This is a genomic window from Stenotrophomonas sp. ZAC14D2_NAIMI4_6 (assembly GCF_003086875.1).
GTDB lineage: Bacteria > Pseudomonadota > Gammaproteobacteria > Xanthomonadales > Xanthomonadaceae > Stenotrophomonas.
The window spans coordinates 3,538,091-3,557,063 of sequence record NZ_CP025996.1; the positions used below are offsets into that span (position 1 = coordinate 3,538,091).

The 18,973-nt window shown below is 68.4% G+C and carries 15 protein-coding genes; 10 read left to right on the plus strand and 5 right to left on the minus strand.

The genetic code is table 11. From position 1 onward, the window contains the following. The first annotated feature begins 75 nt into the window (after positions 1 to 75). The 6 genes from C1933_RS16215 to leuB are packed head-to-tail and all read left to right on the plus strand — an operon-like array spanning position 76 to position 6,651. Entirely contained in the window at positions 76 to 1,176 is a 1,101-nt protein-coding gene (locus tag C1933_RS16215) for a threonine dehydratase (protein WP_108750605.1), read from the plus strand. Beyond that, entirely contained in the window at positions 1,173 to 2,756 is a 1,584-nt protein-coding gene (locus tag C1933_RS16220; protein WP_108754078.1) for a 2-isopropylmalate synthase, read from the plus strand. The genes C1933_RS16215 and C1933_RS16220 overlap by 4 nt, the downstream gene beginning before the upstream one ends. Positions 2,757 to 2,766: 10 nt before the next feature. Further along, on the plus strand, positions 2,767 to 3,543 hold the full coding sequence (locus tag C1933_RS16225; protein ID WP_108754079.1) for a class I SAM-dependent methyltransferase: 777 nt from the start codon (positions 2,767 to 2,769) through the stop codon (positions 3,541 to 3,543). Positions 3,544 to 3,603: 60 nt separating this feature from the next. Then, the gene (leuC, locus tag C1933_RS16230) at positions 3,604 to 5,022 is read left to right on the plus strand and encodes a 3-isopropylmalate dehydratase large subunit (RefSeq protein WP_108754080.1); all 1,419 of its coding nucleotides are present in this window, start codon (positions 3,604 to 3,606) and stop codon (positions 5,020 to 5,022) included. Further along, entirely contained in the window at positions 5,022 to 5,600 is a 579-nt protein-coding gene (gene leuD / locus C1933_RS16235; RefSeq protein ID WP_108754081.1) for a 3-isopropylmalate dehydratase small subunit, read from the plus strand. The genes leuC and leuD overlap by 1 nt, the downstream gene beginning before the upstream one ends. Beyond that, entirely contained in the window at positions 5,590 to 6,651 is a 1,062-nt protein-coding gene (gene leuB, locus C1933_RS16240; RefSeq protein WP_108754082.1) for a 3-isopropylmalate dehydrogenase, read from the plus strand. The genes leuD and leuB overlap by 11 nt, the downstream gene beginning before the upstream one ends. Before the next feature lie 106 nt (positions 6,652 to 6,757). Here leuB and C1933_RS16245 read toward each other — a convergent pair whose 3' ends face one another. Beyond that, entirely contained in the window at positions 6,758 to 7,531 is a 774-nt protein-coding gene (locus C1933_RS16245; protein ID WP_108754083.1) for an SDR family oxidoreductase, read from the minus strand. 117 nt (positions 7,532 to 7,648) lie between these two features. Here C1933_RS16245 and C1933_RS16250 point away from each other — a divergent pair, with 117 nt between their 5' ends. After that, positions 7,649 to 8,554, plus strand: coding sequence for a LysR family transcriptional regulator (locus C1933_RS16250; RefSeq protein ID WP_108754084.1), 906 nt, complete (start codon positions 7,649 to 7,651; stop codon positions 8,552 to 8,554). A gap of 334 nt (positions 8,555 to 8,888) precedes the next feature. On the opposite strand, the gene C1933_RS16255 is transcribed toward C1933_RS16250, so the two are convergent. Both C1933_RS16255 and C1933_RS16260 read right to left on the minus strand, forming a co-directional pair. After that, the gene (locus tag C1933_RS16255) at positions 8,889 to 12,050 is read right to left on the minus strand and encodes an efflux RND transporter permease subunit (RefSeq protein ID WP_108754085.1); all 3,162 of its coding nucleotides are present in this window, start codon (positions 12,048 to 12,050) and stop codon (positions 8,889 to 8,891) included. 3 nt (positions 12,051 to 12,053) lie between these two features. Then, complete coding sequence (locus C1933_RS16260; RefSeq protein ID WP_108754086.1) at positions 12,054 to 13,175, minus strand: efflux RND transporter periplasmic adaptor subunit; 1,122 nt, start codon at positions 13,173 to 13,175, stop codon at positions 12,054 to 12,056. A 121-nt stretch (positions 13,176 to 13,296) separates the two neighbouring features. Here C1933_RS16260 and C1933_RS16265 point away from each other — a divergent pair, with 121 nt between their 5' ends. The 3 genes from C1933_RS16265 to C1933_RS16275 all read left to right on the plus strand — a co-directional run bounded on the left by C1933_RS16265 (position 13,297) and on the right by C1933_RS16275 (position 16,138). After that, positions 13,297 to 13,989, plus strand: coding sequence for a TetR/AcrR family transcriptional regulator (locus tag C1933_RS16265; protein WP_108754087.1), 693 nt, complete (start codon positions 13,297 to 13,299; stop codon positions 13,987 to 13,989). Positions 13,990 to 14,115: 126 nt separating this feature from the next. After that, a complete protein-coding gene (locus tag C1933_RS16270) occupies positions 14,116 to 14,763 on the plus strand; it encodes a protein-L-isoaspartate O-methyltransferase (RefSeq protein ID WP_108750596.1) in 648 nt (215 codons plus the stop codon). A 16-nt stretch (positions 14,764 to 14,779) separates the two neighbouring features. Continuing rightward, a complete protein-coding gene (locus C1933_RS16275) occupies positions 14,780 to 16,138 on the plus strand; it encodes a TolC family outer membrane protein (protein ID WP_108754088.1) in 1,359 nt (452 codons plus the stop codon). A gap of 76 nt (positions 16,139 to 16,214) precedes the next feature. Here the strand turns inward: C1933_RS16275 and C1933_RS16280 are convergent, their stop codons facing one another. After that, positions 16,215 to 17,426: an amino acid transporter gene (locus tag C1933_RS16280; protein WP_108754089.1), complete on the minus strand. Its 1,212-nt coding sequence runs from the start codon at positions 17,424 to 17,426 to the stop codon at positions 16,215 to 16,217. Between the two features lie 204 nt (positions 17,427 to 17,630). Continuing rightward, the gene (gene waaA, locus C1933_RS16285) at positions 17,631 to 18,929 is read right to left on the minus strand and encodes a lipid IV(A) 3-deoxy-D-manno-octulosonic acid transferase (protein ID WP_108754090.1); all 1,299 of its coding nucleotides are present in this window, start codon (positions 18,927 to 18,929) and stop codon (positions 17,631 to 17,633) included. Positions 18,930 to 18,973: the final 44 nt, after the last annotated feature.

Genomic DNA, 18,973 nt, shown 5'->3' on the forward strand with positions numbered 1-18,973 from the left:
CGGTGCCGGTACGGGGGCGTCTTCTTCGTCGCCCGTTCGCGCATGCGGCGCCGTGCCGCCGCCCGCAGGTGGCCCATGCCGGCCGCTGATGCCAGCACCGAAAGCGATGTCGGCGACGTAAGCGTTGCCGACGTTCTGGCTGCGCAGGCCCGCCTGCGCCGCTTCCTGCCGCCTACCCCGCTGCACCATGCCGAACGCTTCGGTACCTGGCTGAAGCTGGAGAACCTGCAGCGCACCGGCTCCTACAAGGTGCGTGGTGCGCTGAACGCGCTGCTGGCCGGCCGCGAACGCGGTGATACCCGGCCGGTCATCTGCGCCTCGGCCGGCAACCACGCCCAGGGCGTGGCCTGGGCCGCCTATCGCCTGGACGTGCCAGCCATCACCGTGATGCCGCACGGCGCACCGGCCACCAAGATCGCCGGCGTCGCCCACTGGGGCGCCACCGTGCGCCAGCACGGCAACAGCTATGACGAGGCCTATGCCTTCGCCGTGGAACTGGCGCAGCGCCACGGCTACCGTTTCCTGTCGGCGTTCGACGATGCCGACGTGATTGCCGGCCAGGGCACGGTCGGCATCGAACTGGCCGCCCACGCCATGGACGTGGTGATCGTGCCGATCGGCGGCGGTGGCCTGGCGTCCGGCGTGGCGCTGGCACTGAAATCGCAGGGCGTGCGCGTGATCGGCGCGCAGGTCGAGGGCGTGGATTCCATGGCCCGCGCGATCAGCGGTGACGTGCGCGAGATCGCACCGGTGCCGTCGCTGGCCGACGGTGTACGGGTGAAGATTCCCGGCTTCCTGACCCGCCGCCTCTGCACCTCGCTGCTGGACGACGTGGTGATCGTGCGCGAAGCCGAACTGCGCGAGACGCTGGTGCGGCTGGCGCTGGAAGAACACATCATCGCCGAAGGCGCCGGTGCGCTGGCGCTGGCCGCCGGGCGCCGCGTGGCCGGCCGCCGCAAGTGTGCGGTGGTGTCCGGCGGCAACATCGACGCCGGTGTGCTGGCCGGCCTGCTCACCGACATCCGCCCGCGGCCGCCGCGCAAACCGCGCAGGCGCCGCACCGACGCCAACCGTACGCCACCGCGCTCGCCCGCCAAGGCCAGCGTTCCCACCGCTTCCCCTTCCCCTTCCCACCTGCAAGCCGCAACGCCCGCTGTCGAGGAGATTTCCCTGTGACCACCATCGAACGAATTACCACCCCGCGCATCCGCATCTTCGACACCACCCTGCGTGACGGCGAGCAGTCCCCCGGCTGCAGCATGAGCCCGCCGCAGAAGCTGGTGATGGCGCGTGCGCTGGACGAACTGGGCGTGGACATCATCGAGACCGGCTTCCCGGCCAGCTCGCAGTCCGACCGCGAAGCGATGGCCCTGATCGGCCGTGAGCTGCGCCGCCCCAGCCTGACCCTGGCCGTGCTGTCGCGCTGCCTGCAGGCCGACATCGAAACCTCGGCGCGCGCCCTGGAAGCTGCGGCCAACCCGCGCCTGCACGTGTTCCTGTCGACCAGCCCGCTGCACCGCGAACACAAGCTGCGCATGACCCGCGAGCAGGTGCTGGAATCGGTGCGCAAGCACGTGACCCTGGCGCGCTCGTACATCGACGACGTGGAGTTCTCCGCCGAAGATGCCACCCGTACCGAGCTGGACTATCTGATCGAGGTCTCGCGGGTGGCCATCGCCGCCGGTGCCACCACCATCAACCTGCCCGACACCGTGGGCTTCACCACCCCGGAAGAAATCCGCGCGATGTTCCAGCAGGTGATCGCCGGCGTGGCCGATGTCCCCAACGCGGCCAACGTGATCTTCAGCGCGCACTGCCACAACGATCTGGGCCTGGCCGTGGCCAACTCGCTGGCCGCCGTCGAAGGCGGCGCACGCCAGGTCGAGTGCACGATCAATGGCATCGGCGAGCGCGCCGGCAACTGCTCGCTGGAAGAGATCACCATGGCGCTGAAGGTGCGCCAGGCGTTCTACGAGCAGGACACCGCCATCAACACCCCGCGCATCGTCGGCACCTCGCAGCTGCTGCAGCGCCTGGTCGGCATGCCGGTACAGCGCAACAAGGCCATCGTGGGCGCCAATGCCTTCGCCCATGAATCGGGCATCCACCAGCACGGCATGCTGCGCCACCGCGGCACCTACGAAATCATGCGTCCGGAAGACGTGGGCTGGGAAGATTCGCAGATGGTGCTGGGCCGCCACAGCGGCCGCGCCGCCGTGGAGTCGCGCCTGCGTGCGCTGGGCTTCTGGCTGGAAGAAGACGAGCTGAAGCTGGTGTTCGAGCAGTTCAAGGGCCTGTGCGAGCAGCAGCGCGTGGTAACCGATGCGGATCTGCAGACCCTGATGCAGGGCGGGTCCAACGCGCAGGGCTATCGCCTGGCTTCGATGACCATCAGCGATGTCGGCAGCCGCGCCAACGCCCTGGTGGAACTGTCCGACCCCGAAGGCAACCGCGTGGCCGAGACCGCGCAGGGCGATGGACCCGTCGACGCCCTGTTCGGCGCGCTGTCGGCCGCCACCGGCGTGCAGCTGATGCTGGACAGCTACCAGGTGCACAGCGTGGGCATCGGCGCCGATGCGCGCGGCGAGGCCAACCTGAGCGTGCGCCATGAAGGCATCGAGTACGACGGTACCGGCACCAGCAAGGACATCATCGAAGCCTCTGCACTGGCCTGGTTGGATGTGGCCAACCGTCTGCTGCGCCAGCGCCAGGCCGCCGCCAGCACCACCGAAACCGCGACCCCCGCCACCGCCTGAGGACTGTGACATGAGCGCCTTCGACACCCCCACCACGGCCTCGGCCGGCCAGCAGTGGAATGCCCAGGACTATGCGATCGACGCCGGCTTCGTGCCGCTGCTCGGCGGTGCGGTTGCGCGCCTGCTCGACCCGCGCGCCGGCGAGCGCATCCTGGACCTGGGCTGTGGCGATGGCGTGCTCACCACCGAACTGGCACTGAGCGGCGCCCGCCTGCACGGCGTGGATGCCTCGCCCGAGCTGGTGATCGCCGCCCGCGCGCGCGGCGTCGATGCGCAGGTGATGGACGGCCACGCGCTGGCCTTTCACAGTGAATTCGATGCGGTGTTCAGCAACGCCGCGCTGCATTGGATGGGCAACCCCGACCGCGTGCTGGAAGGCGTGCGCCGGGCGTTGCGTCCTGGCGGCCGCTTCGTCGCCGAGTTCGGCGGCCATGGCAACGTGGCCACGATCATCGCCGCGGTGCAGGCCGCACGCGTGGCCCATGGCCATGGCGCCAGTGCGTTCCAGTGGTACTTCCCCACTGCCGATGCCTACGCCGACCGCCTGCGCCAGCACGGCTTCCAGGTGCAGTTGATCGAAACCACGCCACGCCCCACCGCACTGCCGACCGGCGTGGCCGGCTGGCTGCGGGTGTTCGCCGCGCCGCTGCTGGACGACCTGCCAGCCGACGCCCGCGCCACCGTGCGCGACGCCGCGGCGGCCCTTCTGGACGACCTGCCGCGTGACGCCGCTGGCCAGCCGCTGGCCGACTACGTGCGCCTGCGCGTGCTCGCCCGCCGTCGCTGACTTGACCGTTTCATACTCTTTACTGATGTTCGCTATCTCGTACTTCTGCCAGGCATACGCATGACTTCCGCACCCCGCACCCTGTACGACAAACTGTGGGACGCCCACGTGGTGGTTCCCGAATCCGACAGCGCCCCCGCGGTGCTGTACATCGACCTGCACCTGATCCACGAGGTCACCTCGCCGCAGGCCTTCACCGAGCTGCGCGCGCGCGGCCTGGCGCCGCGCCGCCCGGACCGCACCAAGGCGACGATGGACCATTCCACCCCGACCCTGCCGGCCGGTGCCGACGGCAAGCTGCCCTATGCCAGCGCCGCCTCCGAAGCGCAGGTGGCCACCCTGGCGCGCAACTGCGCCGAGTACGGCATCGAACTGTTCGACATGGCTTCGGACAACCGCGGCATCGTCCACGTCATCGCGCCGGAACAGGGCTTCACCCAGCCGGGCATGACCATCGTCTGCGGTGACAGCCACACCTCCACCCACGGTGCGTTCGGCTCGCTGGCCTTCGGCATCGGCACCAGCGAAGTGGGCCACGTGCTGGCCACCCAGTGCCTGCTGCAGCGCAAGGCCAAGACCTTGGCGATCACCGTCGACGGCGCGCTGGCGCCGGGCGTGGGCGCCAAGGACGTGGTGCTGCACATCATCGGCGTGATCGGCGTGAACGGTGGCACCGGCCATGTGATCGAGTTCCGTGGCAGCACCATCGAAGCGATGGACATGGAACAGCGCATGACCCTGTGCAACATGTCCATCGAAGCCGGCGCGCGCGCCGGCATGGTGGCCCCGGACCAGGTCACCTTCGACTTCGTGGCCAACACCCCGCGCGGCCCCAAGGGCGCCGACTTCGCTGCCGCCGTGGCACGCTGGCAGCAGCTGCGCAGCGATGACGGCGCACGCTTCGACAGCGAAGTGCGCATCGATGCCGCCGACATCCGCCCCACCCTGACCTGGGGCACCCACCCGGGTACCGCCATCGCGGTGGACGCGCCGATTCCGGCCGCCAACGATGCCGCCGCGCAGAAGGGCCTGGACTACATGCACTTCCAGCCCGGCCATGCCCTGGCCGGTACGCCGGTGGACGTGGTGTTCGTCGGCTCCTGCACCAACGGCCGCCTGAGCGACATGCGCGAAGTGGCGCAGGTGCTGCGTGGCCGCCACGTGGCCGACGGCGTGCGCATGCTGGTGGTGCCGGGTTCGGAAATCGTCAAGCGCCAGGCCGAGGCCGAAGGCATCCACGAGATCGTGCGTGCCGCCGGTGCCGAATGGCGCGAGCCGGGCTGTTCGATGTGCATCGCCATGAACGGTGACCTGGTCGCCCCCGGCCAGCTGGCCGTGAGCACCAGCAACCGCAACTTCGAGGGCCGCCAGGGCCCCGGTTCGCGCACCCTGCTGGCCTCGCCGATGAGCGCGGCCTGGGCCGCGGTGAAGGGCCAGGTGGCCGATACCCGCGAACTGTTCGCACAGGAGGTGGCGTGATGGCCGGTTTCCGTACCCTGACCTCGTCCAGCGTGGTGCTGGCGCAGACCAACATCGACACCGACCAGATCATCCCGGCGCGGTTCCTGTCCACCACCGAGCGCGCTGGCCTGGGCCGCAACGCGTTCAATGACTGGCGCTGGCAGGCCGACGGTGCGCCGGTGGCCGACTTCGCCTTCAACCAGCCGCACAACGCCGGCCGCAGCATCCTGCTGGCGGGCCGCAACTTCGGCTGTGGTTCTTCACGCGAGCACGCGCCTTGGGCGCTGACCGACCTGGGCCTGCGCGCCATCGTCAGCAGCGAGATCGCCGATATCTTCCGCGGCAATTCGCTGAAGAACGGCCTGCTGCCGATCGTGCTGGACGAGGCCGACGTGCAGGCGCTGATGCAGCGCCCGGACGACGAGCTGACCATCGATGTGGCCGCGCGCGAGCTGCGCACGCCCGATGGCCGGGTGTATTCCTTCCCGCTGGATGGCTTCTCGCAGACCTGCCTGCTGGAAGGCGTGGACCAGTTGGGGTATCTGTTGGGCCGTGTCCCTGAAATCGAACGTTACGAGAGTGAGCATGCACGCTGAGATTGTTGTTCTGCCCGGTGATGGCATCGGCCCGGAAGTGGCCGCCGCCGCGGTTGCCGTCCTGAAGGCCGTCGCCGAACGCTTCAACCACACCTTCACCTTCAGCGAGCACGATATCGGCGGCATCGCCATCGACCGCCACGGCGAACCGCTGCCGGCCACCACTCTGGCCGCCTGCCAGGCGGCCAACGCCGTGCTGCTGGGCGCCGTGGGTGGCCCGAAGTGGTCCGACCCCAATGCCAAGGTGCGCCCGGAACAGGGCCTGCTGGCGATCCGCAAGGCACTGGGCCTGTACGCCAACCTGCGCCCGGTGCGCACCCATGAAGCCGCACTGCACGCCTCGCCGATCAAGGCCGAGCTGCTGCAGGGCGTGGACTTCGTGGTGGTGCGCGAACTGACCGGTGGCATCTACTTCGGCGACAAGACCCGCGATGCGGACAGCGCCAGCGACCTGTGCCGCTACACCGTGACCGAGATCGAGCGCGTGCTGCGCAGCGCCTTCCGCCTGGCGCAGCAGCGTCGCGGCAAGGTCACTTCGGTGGACAAGGCCAACGTGCTGGAAACCTCGCGCCTGTGGCGCGACGTGGCCGCACGCATCGGTCGCGAGGAATTCCCGGACGTTGCGCTGGAGCACCAGCTGGTCGATTCAATGGCCATGCACCTGCTGGCCAAGCCGCGCGAGTACGACGTGATCGTGACCGAGAACATGTTCGGCGACATCCTCACCGATGAGGCCTCGATGCTGGCCGGCTCGCTGGGTCTGCTGCCGTCGGCGTCGCTGGGTGAACCGGGCGCGGTGGGCATCTACGAACCGATCCACGGTTCGGCACCGGATATCGCCGGCAAGGGCATTGCCAACCCCTACGCGACGATCTTCAGCGCGGCGATGCTGCTGCGCCATTCGCTGGGGCTGGAAGCGGAAGCCGCCGTCGTCGAAGCAGCCGTGCATGCGGTGCTGGACGACGGCGTGTTCACCGCCGACCTGGCCGCCAAGGGCCAGGCGGTGAGCACGGCGGCCGCCACCGACGCGGTGTTGGCGAAGCTGCGCTGACCCATCGGCAACACCTGTAGAGCCGAGCCATGCTCGGCTCATTCGACAGCAGTCGAGCATGGCTCGACTCTACAGGTAGCAGGCAGCCACGCTATGCGTGTCTGCTTTACTTGGTCGTGTACCCACCGTTGACCAGCACGGTCTGCCCGGTCATCCACCAGCCATCGGTCACCAGGAACCGGATCCACGGCACGATATCGGCAATGTCGGTCAGGCCGGTACGGGTGAACGCCGACAGCGCCGCTGCAGTCTTGTGATACGCCTGCGCATCGGCACTCTCTGCCGGGTAGAAGAACGGCGTGTCCATCGGGCCCGGACCGATCGCGGTCACCGAGATGCCGCGTTCGCCGAACTCCTTCGATGCTGCACGGGTGAAGTGCTCGACCGGCGCCTTGGTGCCGGCGTAGCTGGAGTAGAACGGCGTGTAGGCACCCAACAACGACGTGACCAGGGTGCAGATGCGGCCGCCGTCGTTGACGTGACGGCCGGCCTCCTTGAGGAAGAAGAACGCGGCCTTGGCGTTGACCGCGCTCATCTCGTCGTACTCCGCTTCACTGATCTCCAGCATCGGCTTCTTCAGCACTTTGCCAACCGTATTGATCGCGATATCGGGCCGACCGACCGCCGCCACGGCATCGCCAAACAGGCGCTCCACCGCTGCCGCCGAGGTCAGGTCACCCTGCAGGGCAATGGCCTTGCTGCCAGCAGCCTGCACGGCGGCGACAGTGGCCTCTGCGTCGGCCTGGCTGGCGGCGCTGTTGTAGTGGACCACGATGGCGCTGGCGCCCTGGGCGGCGAAATCGCGGGCAATCAGCCCACCCAGGTTCTTGGCGCCACCGGCGATCAGCACGGTCTTGCCCTTCAGGGAATGGTCGGTCATGGCGTCGGTCTCGGGAGGGGGCTGCCCGGGGTGGCAACCCTGCCCTGACGACGATATCGTGCGGAAAAAGCGGATAAAGCCCGCCACATTGACTTAACTTTCCAGAGCCAGCGAACAATGGACCGGATCGATCGCTTCCGCATCTTCACCCGGGTCGTTGAATGCGCCAGCTTCACCCGCGCCGCCGACCAGCTCGGCCTGCCCCGCTCTACGGTCTCTGCGGCGGTGGCCGAACTGGAACAGCGGCTCGGCACCCGCCTGCTGCAGCGCTCCACCCGCCGCGTATCCACCACCCATGACGGCGACGTATTCCATGCACGCTGCCTGCGCCTGCTCGCTGAAGTCGAAGACGCCGAATCACTTTTCCGCCAGGACGACGCGCAGCCGGTAGGCCTGCTGAAGATCGACGTGCCCAGCCGCATCGGCCGCCGCATCATCGCCCCGGCCCTGCCCGACTTTTTCGCGCGCCATCCGCAGGTGGAAGTGGACCTGGGCATGACCGACCGCGCGGTGAACCTGATCGAAGACGGCTGCGATGCGGTGCTGCGGGTCGGCCAACTGGGCGATTCCAGCCTGGTGGCACGCACGTTGGGAGCGCTGGATTTCGCCAACGTGGCGTCACCGGCTTACCTGCGCGAGAACGGCGTGCCGCAGCAACCTGCCGACCTGCAGCAGCACCGTGCGGTGAACTACGCCTCGCCGACCACGGCGCGGGTGGAACCATGGGAGTGGCAGGAGGGCAGCCAGCTGCGCACGCTGCCGATGCCCGGCTGGGTGCGGGTGAACAGCGCGGAGGCATCCATCGCCTGCTGCGTGGCCGGGTTGGGGCTGTTGCAGATTCCCCGCTACGACGTACAGGAAGAACTGCGCTCTGGCGCTCTGGTGGAGGTGATGCCGCAGTACGCGGCACAGCCTTTGCCGGTCACCCTGCTGCTGCCACATCGGCAGCACCGTGCGCAGCGTGTGCAGGTGTTCATCGAGTGGCTGCTGCCGGTATTACGGGAGGGTCTGCAGCTTCAGTAGATCCACGCCATGCGTGGATGCAGCCATGCGTGCCAACCAAGGTTGGCACCTACCAAGCGGTGGATCCACGCCATGCGTGGATGCAGCCATGCGTGCCAACCAAGGTTGGCACCTACCAAGCGGTAGAGCCACGCCATGCGTGGCTGCGGCCATGCGTGCCAACCAAAGTTGGCACCTACCAAGCGGTGGAACCACGCCATGCGTGGCTGCGGCCATGCGTGCCAACCAAGGTTGGCACCTACCAAGGCGGTAGGGCCACGCCATGCGTGGCTGCGGCCATGCGTGCCAACCAAGGTTGGCACCTACCAGAGGCGGTGGCCGAAAACCCGGGGCGTCATGCCCCGGATTCGTCCGGCTTCACCCGGAACCAGGCGGCGTACAGCGCCGGCAGGAACACCAGGGTCAGTACGGTGCCGACGATCAGGCCGCCCATGATCGAGATCGCCATCGAGCCGTAGAACGCGCTGCGCGACAGCGGAATCATCGCCAGCACCGCGGCCAGCGCGGTCAGCACGATCGGGCGGAAGCGGCGGACGGTGGCATCGATGATGGCGTGCCAGCGGTCGTGCCCAGCGTCGATGTCCTGCTGGATCTGGTCGATCAGGATCACCGAGTTGCGCATGATCATGCCGGCCAGCGCGATCGTGCCCAGCAAGGCCACGAAACCGAACGGTGCGCGGAACAGCAGCAGGAACAGCGTTGCGCCGATGATGCCCAGCGGCGCGGTGACCAGCACCATGGCCGCACGCGAGAAGCTGCGCAGCTGCAGCATCAGCAGGGTGGCCACCACGATCAGGAACAGCGGCATGCCGGCCTTGATCGAATCCTGGCCGCGGGTGGAGTCTTCCACCGAACCGCCGGTTTCCAGCAGGTAGCCACTGGGCAGCCCGGCACGGATGCCATCCAGGGTCGGCACGATCTGCTGCACCACATCCAGCGCCTGCATGCCATCGCTGATGTCCGCACGCACGGTGACCGTCGGCAGGCGGTTGCGGTGCCAGATGATGCCGTCTTCGAAGGCGTACTCCAGGCGCGCGACCTGCGACAGGGTCACGGCGGTACCGCCGCTGGTCGGAATGGCCAGGCTGCCCAGCAGGTCCAGCTGCGCGCGCTCGTTGTCCGGCCCCCGCAGCAGCATCTCGATCTGGCGGTTGCCTTCACGATAGGTGCTCACGCTCATGCCCGACAGCGAACTGCTGAGGAACTGGCTGACCTGGGCGCTGCTCACCCCCAGCGCGCGTGCACGGTCCTGGTCGATCACCAGCCGCACCACCTTGCTCGGCTCGCTCCAGTCCAGGTTGACGTTCATCACGTGCGGGTTCTCGCGCACCTTGGCCTCGACCTGGCGCGCGATGGCCTGCACCTGGGCGATGTGTTCGCCCGACACGCGCATCTGCACCGGATAGCCCACCGGCGGACCGTTCTCGAGCCGGGTCACGCGCATCTGCACGTCCGGGAACTGCTTGATCACGTCCTTCAGCATCCAGTCGCGGGTGCTTTCGCGCGCCTTGGCATCGTCGGTAAGCACCACGAACTGGGCGAAGTTGGTGGCCGGCAACTGCTGGTCCAGCGGCAGGTAGAAGCGCGGCGAACCGGTGCCGACGTAGGCCACGTAGTTGCTGATGCCTGCGCGCCCCTTCAGCAGTTTTTCCAGCTTGTCGGCCTGGGCCTGGGTGGCGGCCAGCGACGCACCTTCGGCCAGTTCGATGTCCACCATCAACTCGGGGCGGGTGGAATCGGGGAAGAACTGCTGCGGCACGAAGCGGAACAGCAGCAACGACCCGACGAACAGCGCGATGGTTGCGGCGATCACCCACCAGCGGTGGCGCAGGCAACGGTCCAGGAACGCGCGGAAGCGGGTGTAGAACGGCCGCTGGTACGGATCATGGTCGTGGTCGTGCTGCTTGGGCAGGATCCAGCGCGCCAGCGCCGGGTGGCGGTCGGCCCACTGCAGGCGGCGCGCATGCCAGCGTGCAGCCAGGCTGCCGGGCTTGGGCGGCTGCGGATTGAACAGGTCCGGCAGCATCTTGTCGCCCAGGTAGGGAATGAACAGCACTGCCGCGATCCACGACACCACCAGGGCGATGGTCACCACCTGGAACAGCGAGCGGGTGTATTCGCCGGTACTGGACGCGGCCGTAGCGATCGGCAGGAAGCCGGCCGCGGTGATCAGGGTGCCGGTCAGCATCGGGAACGCGGTCGATTCCCAGGCAAAGCTGGCCGCGCGCAGGCGGTCGTAGCCCTGCTCCATCTTGGTGGCCATCATTTCCACCGCGATGATCGCATCGTCCACCAGCAGGCCCAGCGCCAGCACCAACGCGCCCAGCGAGATCTTGTGCAGGCCGATGTCGAAGTAGTGCATGACGAAGAAGGTCATCGCCAGCACCAGCGGGATGGTCACGCCGACCACCAGACCGGTACGCAGGCCCAGCGAGAAGAAGCTGACCAGCAGCACGATCACCACCGCTTCGGTCAGCACCTGCACGAACTCGCCGACCGATTCCTCCACCGCATGCGGCTGGTCGGACACCTTGCGCAGCTGCATGCCGGCCGGAAGGGTCTTCTGCAGGCGCTCGAACTCGGCGTCCAGCGTGGCCCCCAGCTTGAGGATGTCACCGCCGTCCTTCATCGCCACGGCCAGGCCGATCGCATCCTGACCCATGAAACGCATCTTCGGCGAGGCGGGATCGGCGAAGCCACGCTTGATCTCGGCAATGTCGCCCAGGTGCACGGTGCGCTCGCCGGCCTGGATCGGGAAGCGGCGGATGTCGTCGATGGAATCGAACTGACCGGTCACGCGCAACTGCACGCGGTCGGTCGGGGTTTCGAAGAAGCTGCTGGCGGTCACCGCGTTCTGATCGGCCAGGGCCTGCTGCACCTGCTGCAGCGACACGCCCAGCGTGGCCAGCTTGGTGTTGGACAGCTCGATCCAGACCTTCTCGTCCTGCAGGCCAACCAGATCGATCTTGCCCACGTCGGGCACGCGCTGCAGTTCCAGCTGGATGCGGTCGGCGTAGTCACGCATCACTGCGTAATCGAAGCCTTCGCCGGTCAAGGCGTAGATGTTGCCGAAGGTATCGCCGAACTCATCGTTGTAGAACGGGCCGACGATCTCGCGCGGCAAGGTGGCGCGGATATCGCCCACGCGCTTGCGCACCTGGTACCAGAGGTCGGGAATCTGCTTGGAACGCAGGCTGTCGCGGGCCATGAAGATCACCTGCGATTCGCCCGGGCGCGAGTACGAGCGGATGAACTCGTATTCGCCGGTGTTCATCAGCGCTTTCTCGATCGGCTCGGTCACCTGCCGCGAAACCTGCTCGGCGGTGGCGCCGGGCCACATCGTGCGCACCACCATCGCCTTGAAGGTGAACGGCGGATCTTCGGACTGCCCCAGATGCTTGTACGACCATGCGCCGATGACGGCGAAGGCGAGCATGGCAAACAGCACCAGCGGGCGGTTGCCCAGCGCCCACTCGGAAAGATTGAAGCGGCGCATGGCTCAGTGTTCCTTGGCGGCGGGCGCAGTCGGTGCCAGCACCGGGCGGTTCTGCCGGTCCACCGGCGCCACCACCTGGCCTTCGCGCAGCAGATGACCGCCGGCGGCCACCACCCAATCACTCGCCGCTACGCCGGACAGCACCGGTACGGCCTGCGCACCGTAGGCGCCGACCTTGACCTGCGTCGCCTTCAGCGCGCCGGTGGCAGGATTGACCACCCACACGCTGGCCTGGCCATCGGCGCCGCGCTGCACGGCGGCCAGCGGCAACTGCAGCGTGCCGCTGCGGCCCGCCGTGGCGAACACCCGTGCGCTCTGGCCCAGTTCCACTTCGCTCAGCGCTTCCGGCGCCAAGCTGACGCGGGTGGCGTAGGTGCGGGCCTGCGCATCGGCGGCTGGGGCGATTTCACGCAGGGTGCCGGGCAACATCTGGCCCGGGCGGTTCCACAGTTCCACCTGTACGGCCTGGCCGACCTGGTAGTCGCGGATCGAGCTTTCCGGCAGGGCGATCAGCACCTCGCGGCCCCCGTCGGCGGCCAGGGTGAACACCGTCTGCCCGGCACTGACCACCTGCCCGGCCTCGGCCTGGCGGCTGGCGATCACGCCATCGGCCGGTGCCCGCAGCTGCGCGTACTCGGCCTGGTTGCGGGCCACGGCCAGGTTGGCCCGGGCGGCATTGGCCTGGCCCTGCGCCGCCTTGAAAGCGGCGGTCTGCTGGTCCAGCGCCGATCGGCTCACCAACTGGTCTTCGGCCAGCTTCGCGTAGCGCTTCTGGTCATCGCGGGCGCGCACCAGGTCGGCTTCGGCCGCCGCCAACTGGGCCTGCGACGCCGCTGCCTGCGAGGCGTAGTCGGCCACGTCCAGTTCGGCCAGCAGCTGGCCCTTCTTCACCCGTTCACCGGCATCGACGTGGCGCTTGACCAGGTTCCCGCCCACCCGGAACGACAGCGGGCTTTCCTGGCGCGCACGCACCTCACCGGGATACGCCGCCGGCGCCTGCCCGTCCTGGGTGACCGGGTGGACCACCAGCACCGGCAGGGCCGGCGCCGGCTCGGCCGCCTGCTTGCCACACGCTGCCAGCACCACGGCCAGCGCACCTACGCCCAACCAACGCATGTTCTTCATGGCGATACGACCTGAAAGGAAATCCGGAGGACCACGGCGGCAACACTCTGTTACGCCACGGACATTATTGAACCAGCCGGTATAGTATAAATATCGAACCGCGTGGTCTAGTATTACGGCAATGAGTTCCCCCACTTCCCGCAAGCCGTCGGCCAAGGCCACTGCCAAGGCCGCCGGGCCCGGGCGTCCGAAGGACCTGGGCAAGCGCGCTGCCATCCTGGAAGCGGCCAAAGTGCTGTTCATCGAACAGGGCTACAGCGGCGTCAGCATGGACAGCATCGCCGCCCAGGCTGGCGTATCGAAGCTGACCGTTTACAGCCATTTCGGCGACAAAGAGACCCTGTTCTCGCAGGCGGTGCAGTCCAAGTGCATCGAGATGCTGCCCGATGCGCTGTTCGTGGCCGACGCCGAGGGCCCGCTGCGCGACCAGCTGCTGGGCATTGGCGTGGCCTTCTTCGAGCTGATCACCTCGGACGCGGCGCTGTCGATCCAGCGGGTAATGATGGCCCCGGAAACCGACGCGCGCCTGCGCGAACTGTTCTGGCAGGCCGGCCCGCTGCGCACCTGCGAGGCGCTGGCCGAGTTCCTGCGCTCGCGCACGGCACGCGGCGAACTGCAGATCGACGACTTTGCCCAGGCCGGGCAACAGTTCCTGACCCTGGTGAAGGGCGAGGTGCACATGCATATGATGTGCGGCATGCCATTGTCCCCGGCCGAGACCGACGCCACGACCCATGTGGCCGCCAGCGTCGATTTCTTCCTGCGCGCCTACGCCCCGCGAGGGGCCGGAAACGACCGAAACGCACCAACCTGAACGAACCGGAGGTCGCGATGACTTCCGGCACTGCGACCCCGGCCACCCGGCAGCTGATGCTCTGGGCGCGCCGCCGGCCTCCGGCACCGGTAAAATGGCCGGCCCACTGCGCTGGATTTGAACCTCATGACGATTGATTACGCCCACGCCCGCGAACTGATGGTAGAACAGCAGATCCGTCCCTGGGACGTGCTGGACATCAAGGTGCTCGACGTCCTGGCCCGCCTGCCGCGCGAGGCCTTCGTCGCCGACGCGCGCCGTGCGCTGGCCTACACCGATGTCGAACTGCCCATCGGCAACGGCCAGAAGATGATGAAGCCGGTGATCGAAGGCCGCACCCTGCAGGCGCTGGATCTGCAGCCGGGTGATGAAGTGCTGGAGATCGGTACCGGCAGCGGTTTCCTGTCGGCCTGCATCGGCGCGCTGGCGCGCGACGTGTTGAGCCTGGAAATCGACCCGGAACTGGCCGCCGCTGCGCGCGCGCGCCTGGACGCTTCCGGCCTGGGCACCAACGTGCGGGTGGAAGTGGCCGATGCCCTGACCTGGCAGACCGATCGCCGCTTCGACGTGATCTGTGTCACTGGCGCAGTGGACGTGGTGCCGTCACAGTTCGCCTCGTGGCTGCGTCCGGGCGGTCGCCTGTTCGTGATCCACGGCCGTTCGCCGGCCATGGAAGCGCTGCTGGTGAAGGCCGACGGCAGCACCGAATCGCTGTTCGAGACCGATATCGATTACCTGCGCGGTGCCGCCCCGGCACCCCAGTTCCACCTCTGAGTCCAAGGAAGCCGCAATGATCCGCCGATCCCTCGCTGTTGCGCTGGCCACTGCCCTGCTGCCGTTGTCTGCCCATGCCGCCGACCTGCTGCAGGTCTACGAAATGGCGCGCAACGGTGACCCGCAGCTGGCCGCTGCCGAATCGACCCGGCTGTACGACAAGGAAGGCGCCGTGCAGGCACGCGCTGCCCTGCTGCCGCAGATCAACGGCACCGCCGCGCTGAACCGCACGCGCAGCGAAGCCAATGCCGATGCCAATTCCGGTTCGGTGATGAGCAAGCGCCGCAGCTACACGGTCGATGGCAGCCAGACGCTGTTCAACTGGACCCAGATCAGCAACCTGCGTTCGCAGCGCGAGCTGAGCAAGGCGGCGGATTTCACCCTCGATTCGGCCAACGACAGCCTGATCGTGCGCACCTCGGCGGCCTACTTCAACGTGCTGGTGGCGATCGAATCGCTGACCGCCGCACAGACCAATGAAGCGGCCGCGAAGAAGCAGTTCGACTTCGCCGACAAGCGCCTGGAAGTGGGCCTGGCGCCGATCACCGACGTGCACGAAGCGCGCGCCCAGTACGACCAGGCGCGCGCCAACACCATCGTTGCGCAGAACACCCTGGCCGATAACTACCAGGCCCTGACTGAACTGACCGGCCAGCCGGTGGTGAACCTGCGCGGCCTGCCGGCCGACTTCCGCCCGGAAGTGCCGGCCAACCGTGGCAACATCGACGAGCTGGTGACCCAGGCCAGCGGCCAGAATCCGGCGCTGAAGGCGCAGGAACTGAAGGTCAGCGCCGCCGAAGCCGGCGTGCAGGCGGCCCGTGGCGGTCACTACCCGACCCTGTCGCTGGGCGGCAGCTGGGGCAAGAGCGCGACCTGGGGCGACAGCACCGGCGCCGGCTCGCTGTCTCCCGATGCCCGCACCAACAGCATCGGCCTGACCCTGAGCGTGCCGATCTTCTCCGGCGGTGCCACCCAGTCGGGCGTGCGCCAGGCCCTGGCCCAGCGTGATATCGCCCAGGACACCTACGAACAGCAGAAGCGTGCGCTGGACCGCAACACCCGCAATGCCTACCAGACCCTGGTGCAGGGCATCAGCGAAGTGGAAGCGCGCCGCCTGGCCGTGGTTTCGGCACAGAGCGCCTACGACGCTTCGCAGGTCGGCCTGGAAGTAGGTACCCGCACGGTGCTGGACGTGATCCAGAACCAGCGCATCCTGTTCTCGGCGCAGCTGGATTACGCCCAGGCCCGCTATACCTTCCTGCAGAACCGCCTGCTGCTGAGCCAGTCGCTGGGTTCGCTGGACGTGGCCGAGCTACAGGACATCAACCGCCTGCTGACCCAGGACGCGGGCAACCCGTCGACCACCACGCGCTGATTGCAGGCGTTGCTGGCCGCACAGAAAAACCACCCGCAGGGGTGGTTTTTTTGTGCCTGCGCGGTGCTGCCCGCCCTTAGAACAGCCGCTGCAGAAGCGGCAGCAGGCACAGCGCGGTGGCCAGCGGCGCACGCACCCGGGCCGCGCCAGACTGCTTCATCTGGCCGGCACAGACCGCCGCCAGCGCGATCAGCGCCAGCGGACCCGGCAGGCTGGGCAGCAGCCCTTCGGGCAACCACACCGCCAGCAGCGCCGCCGCTGTCCCCAGCCACGCGATGACCGCAGCGCGCTGCAACGGCTGGCGCTCGCCGCCGCCCGCCCAGCGCTGCAGGCACAGCGTTGTGGCCAGCAGCACCAGCACCACCTGCAGCGCGGCCAGGCCGGCTGCGCCGGCAGCCGGCAGCAGCGGCAGCAGCCATTGCAGCTGCGTGACCCCCTGCAGGGCCACCGACAGCGGCCGTGTGCTGGCCAATGCCGGGAACGCCACCAGCCCCGACTGCAGCGCCGCCAGCACCATCAGCCAGAGCATGCCCGCCGGCACCGCCACGCCAACGGCCAGGACCAGTTGCCGCCGCGGCCGGGTGACCAGCGGCGCCACCACCAGCAGCAGGCCCGTGCTGGCAAACACCGCCAGCAGCGGCACGCTGGCGGCGACCACCCCACCCATACCGAAGCGATACGGGGCCACCGCGCTGGGCAACCACGGAATCCAGTGCGCGTAATGCACATGGCGCGCGGCCAGGACCAGCAGCAGTGCGCCAATGCCGAACTTGAGGGTCAACAGCGCACAGGCCAGCAGCACCGCGCGGCGCGGCCGCAGCAGCGCCATTGCCGCAGTGACCAGCACCAGCACGGCCGCGACCACCTGCACGGGTAGCCACTGCCGCGGCTCCACGCCCAGCGTGGCCGCGACCGCGTAGAGATGGCGCGCACCGGACTGCGCAGCACCGGCCACAGTGGCGGTCAGTTCCAGCACCAGGGCCAGCAGCAACAGATCGGCCACGCGCCGGCCCCAGGCCGCCCGCAGCAGATCGTGCAGGCCGCTGCCATCGGGTTGCGCACGCAGCGCATCACGCAGGCTGCACAGCACCAGCCACGCGCCCAGCGCTGCCAGCAGCAGGCTGAGCACGATTGCCGGGCCGGCCTGCGCTGCGGTGTGCTGGCCCACCAGCGCCACCACGCTGCCGCCCACCAGCAGCGCCAGCGCAAGCACCAGTACATGATCCGTGCCAAGTACACCGCCGGTTCGCACCCCACCCCGCGCGGTGCTGCCGCCATCGACGTTCATTGAAAGCTTCCTTGATGCCGACCAAGCGTGGTCGACAGCAGGCTGGCAGCGGCGACGACGCGGCGGTATCGGGAAACGGCGCGCAAGCGCCACGCTGTGATGGAAGACACGCGCACGGCCGCGCAGGCAGGCCAGCTACGACACCACCTCGGCCATCAAGCAGGCTTTATGCGGCTGTTTGCGTCAGTACGCCGCGGCGCCGCGTCAGTCGCGCGGCGGCGGCAGGTGCGGTTCCACCAGCGCCACGGTGCGCTGCAGCGCGCCGCGACCGTTGCTGACCAGTGTGCAGCCGGCATGGGCCATGTCCTCGCGGGCCTGCGGATCCTGCAGCAGGTGCTGCAGGTGGTCGCCCACGGCCTGCACGTCGTCGCCGATCAGCAATGCACCGGCCTCGCGCATGCGCCGCGAGATTTCCGCGAAGTTGTGCAGGTGCGGGCCGGTAACGGCGGCCGTGCCCAGCGCTGCCGGCTCCAGCAGGTTGTGGCCGCCGATGGCCTGCAGGCTGCCGCCGACGAAGGCCACCTGGGCACAGCCGTAGAACGGCATCAGCTCACCCAGGGTGTCGATCACGAACACGTCGGTATCGGCCTGCGGCCACTGCTGCGCGCGACGGGTGGCCACGCGCCAGCCCTGATCGCGGGCCAGCGCTTCCACCCTGGGGAAGCGTTCCGGGTGACGCGGCGCCCACAGCAGCAGCAGATCCGGATGCTGCAGGCGCAGCCGGCGGTGCAGGTCGATCACCGCCTGTTCCTCGCCCTCATGGGTGCTGGCGGCGATCCACACTGGCCGCTGGGCCGGAACCTGCTGGTGGAACTGGGCGATGAAGGGCTGCACTTCCGGCGTGGCGATGTCGAACTTCAGGTTGCCCAGTGCCTGCACCTGTTCCGGCGCGGCGCCCAGCTGCACGAAGCGCGCGGCATCATCCTGCGATTGCGCGGCCACGCAGGTCACGGTGCGCAGGGCACGGCGGATCAGCGCGGCCAGCACGCGGTAGCCGCGCAGTGAGCGTGCCGACAGGCGTGCGTTGAGGATGTACACGGGAATGCGGCGGTCACGGCAACCGAACAGCATGTTCGGCCACAGCTCGGTTTCCAGGATCAGCGCCAGGCTGGGCTGGAAGTGGCCGAGGAAGCGGTTGACGCTGCCGGGCACGTCATACGGCAGGTAGACGTGATCCAGCGCATCGCCCCACAGCGCGCGCACGCGCTCGGAGCCCGTAGGCGTGATCGTGGTGATGACCCAGCGGATGTCCGGGCGCTGCTTGCGCAGCGCGTTCACCAGCGGCGCGGCGGCGTTGACTTCGCCCACCGATACCGCGTGCAGCCAGACCCGGGGCTGGCCGGTCGGCTGCGGGTAGGAGGCGTAACGCTCATCCCAGCGCCGGAAGTATTCGCGGACCCGGAAGCCGCGCCACACCAGGTGGTACACGGTGATCGGCAGCAGGATGTAGAGCACGGCCGAATACAGGCCGCGCAGGATCCATTCGACAGGGTCTTTGCGCATGCGGCAAGGATACGGGACGCCCCCGGGAAAGACACGCGGCGGGG

Excerpts from the sequence above, each read along its gene's own strand:
- C1933_RS16215 (WP_108750605.1), top strand. The coding sequence starts at position 76 with ATGCCGGCCGCTGATGCCAGCACCGAAAGCGATGTCGGCGACGTAAGC.
- C1933_RS16225 (WP_108754079.1), top strand. The coding sequence starts at position 2,767 with ATGAGCGCCTTCGACACCCCCACCACGGCCTCGGCCGGCCAGCAGTGG.
- leuC (WP_108754080.1), top strand. The coding sequence starts at position 3,604 with ATGACTTCCGCACCCCGCACCCTGTACGACAAACTGTGGGACGCCCAC.
- leuD (WP_108754081.1), top strand. The coding sequence starts at position 5,022 with ATGGCCGGTTTCCGTACCCTGACCTCGTCCAGCGTGGTGCTGGCGCAG.
- leuB (WP_108754082.1), top strand. The coding sequence starts at position 5,590 with ATGCACGCTGAGATTGTTGTTCTGCCCGGTGATGGCATCGGCCCGGAA.
- C1933_RS16245 (WP_108754083.1), bottom strand. The coding sequence starts at position 7,531 with ATGACCGACCATTCCCTGAAGGGCAAGACCGTGCTGATCGCCGGTGGC.
- C1933_RS16250 (WP_108754084.1), top strand. The coding sequence starts at position 7,649 with ATGGACCGGATCGATCGCTTCCGCATCTTCACCCGGGTCGTTGAATGC.
- C1933_RS16255 (WP_108754085.1), bottom strand. The coding sequence starts at position 12,050 with ATGCGCCGCTTCAATCTTTCCGAGTGGGCGCTGGGCAACCGCCCGCTG.
- C1933_RS16260 (WP_108754086.1), bottom strand. The coding sequence starts at position 13,175 with ATGAAGAACATGCGTTGGTTGGGCGTAGGTGCGCTGGCCGTGGTGCTG.
- C1933_RS16265 (WP_108754087.1), top strand. The coding sequence starts at position 13,297 with ATGAGTTCCCCCACTTCCCGCAAGCCGTCGGCCAAGGCCACTGCCAAG.
- C1933_RS16270 (WP_108750596.1), top strand. The coding sequence starts at position 14,116 with ATGACGATTGATTACGCCCACGCCCGCGAACTGATGGTAGAACAGCAG.
- C1933_RS16275 (WP_108754088.1), top strand. The coding sequence starts at position 14,780 with ATGATCCGCCGATCCCTCGCTGTTGCGCTGGCCACTGCCCTGCTGCCG.
- C1933_RS16280 (WP_108754089.1), bottom strand. The coding sequence starts at position 17,426 with ATGAACGTCGATGGCGGCAGCACCGCGCGGGGTGGGGTGCGAACCGGC.
- waaA (WP_108754090.1), bottom strand. The coding sequence starts at position 18,929 with ATGCGCAAAGACCCTGTCGAATGGATCCTGCGCGGCCTGTATTCGGCC.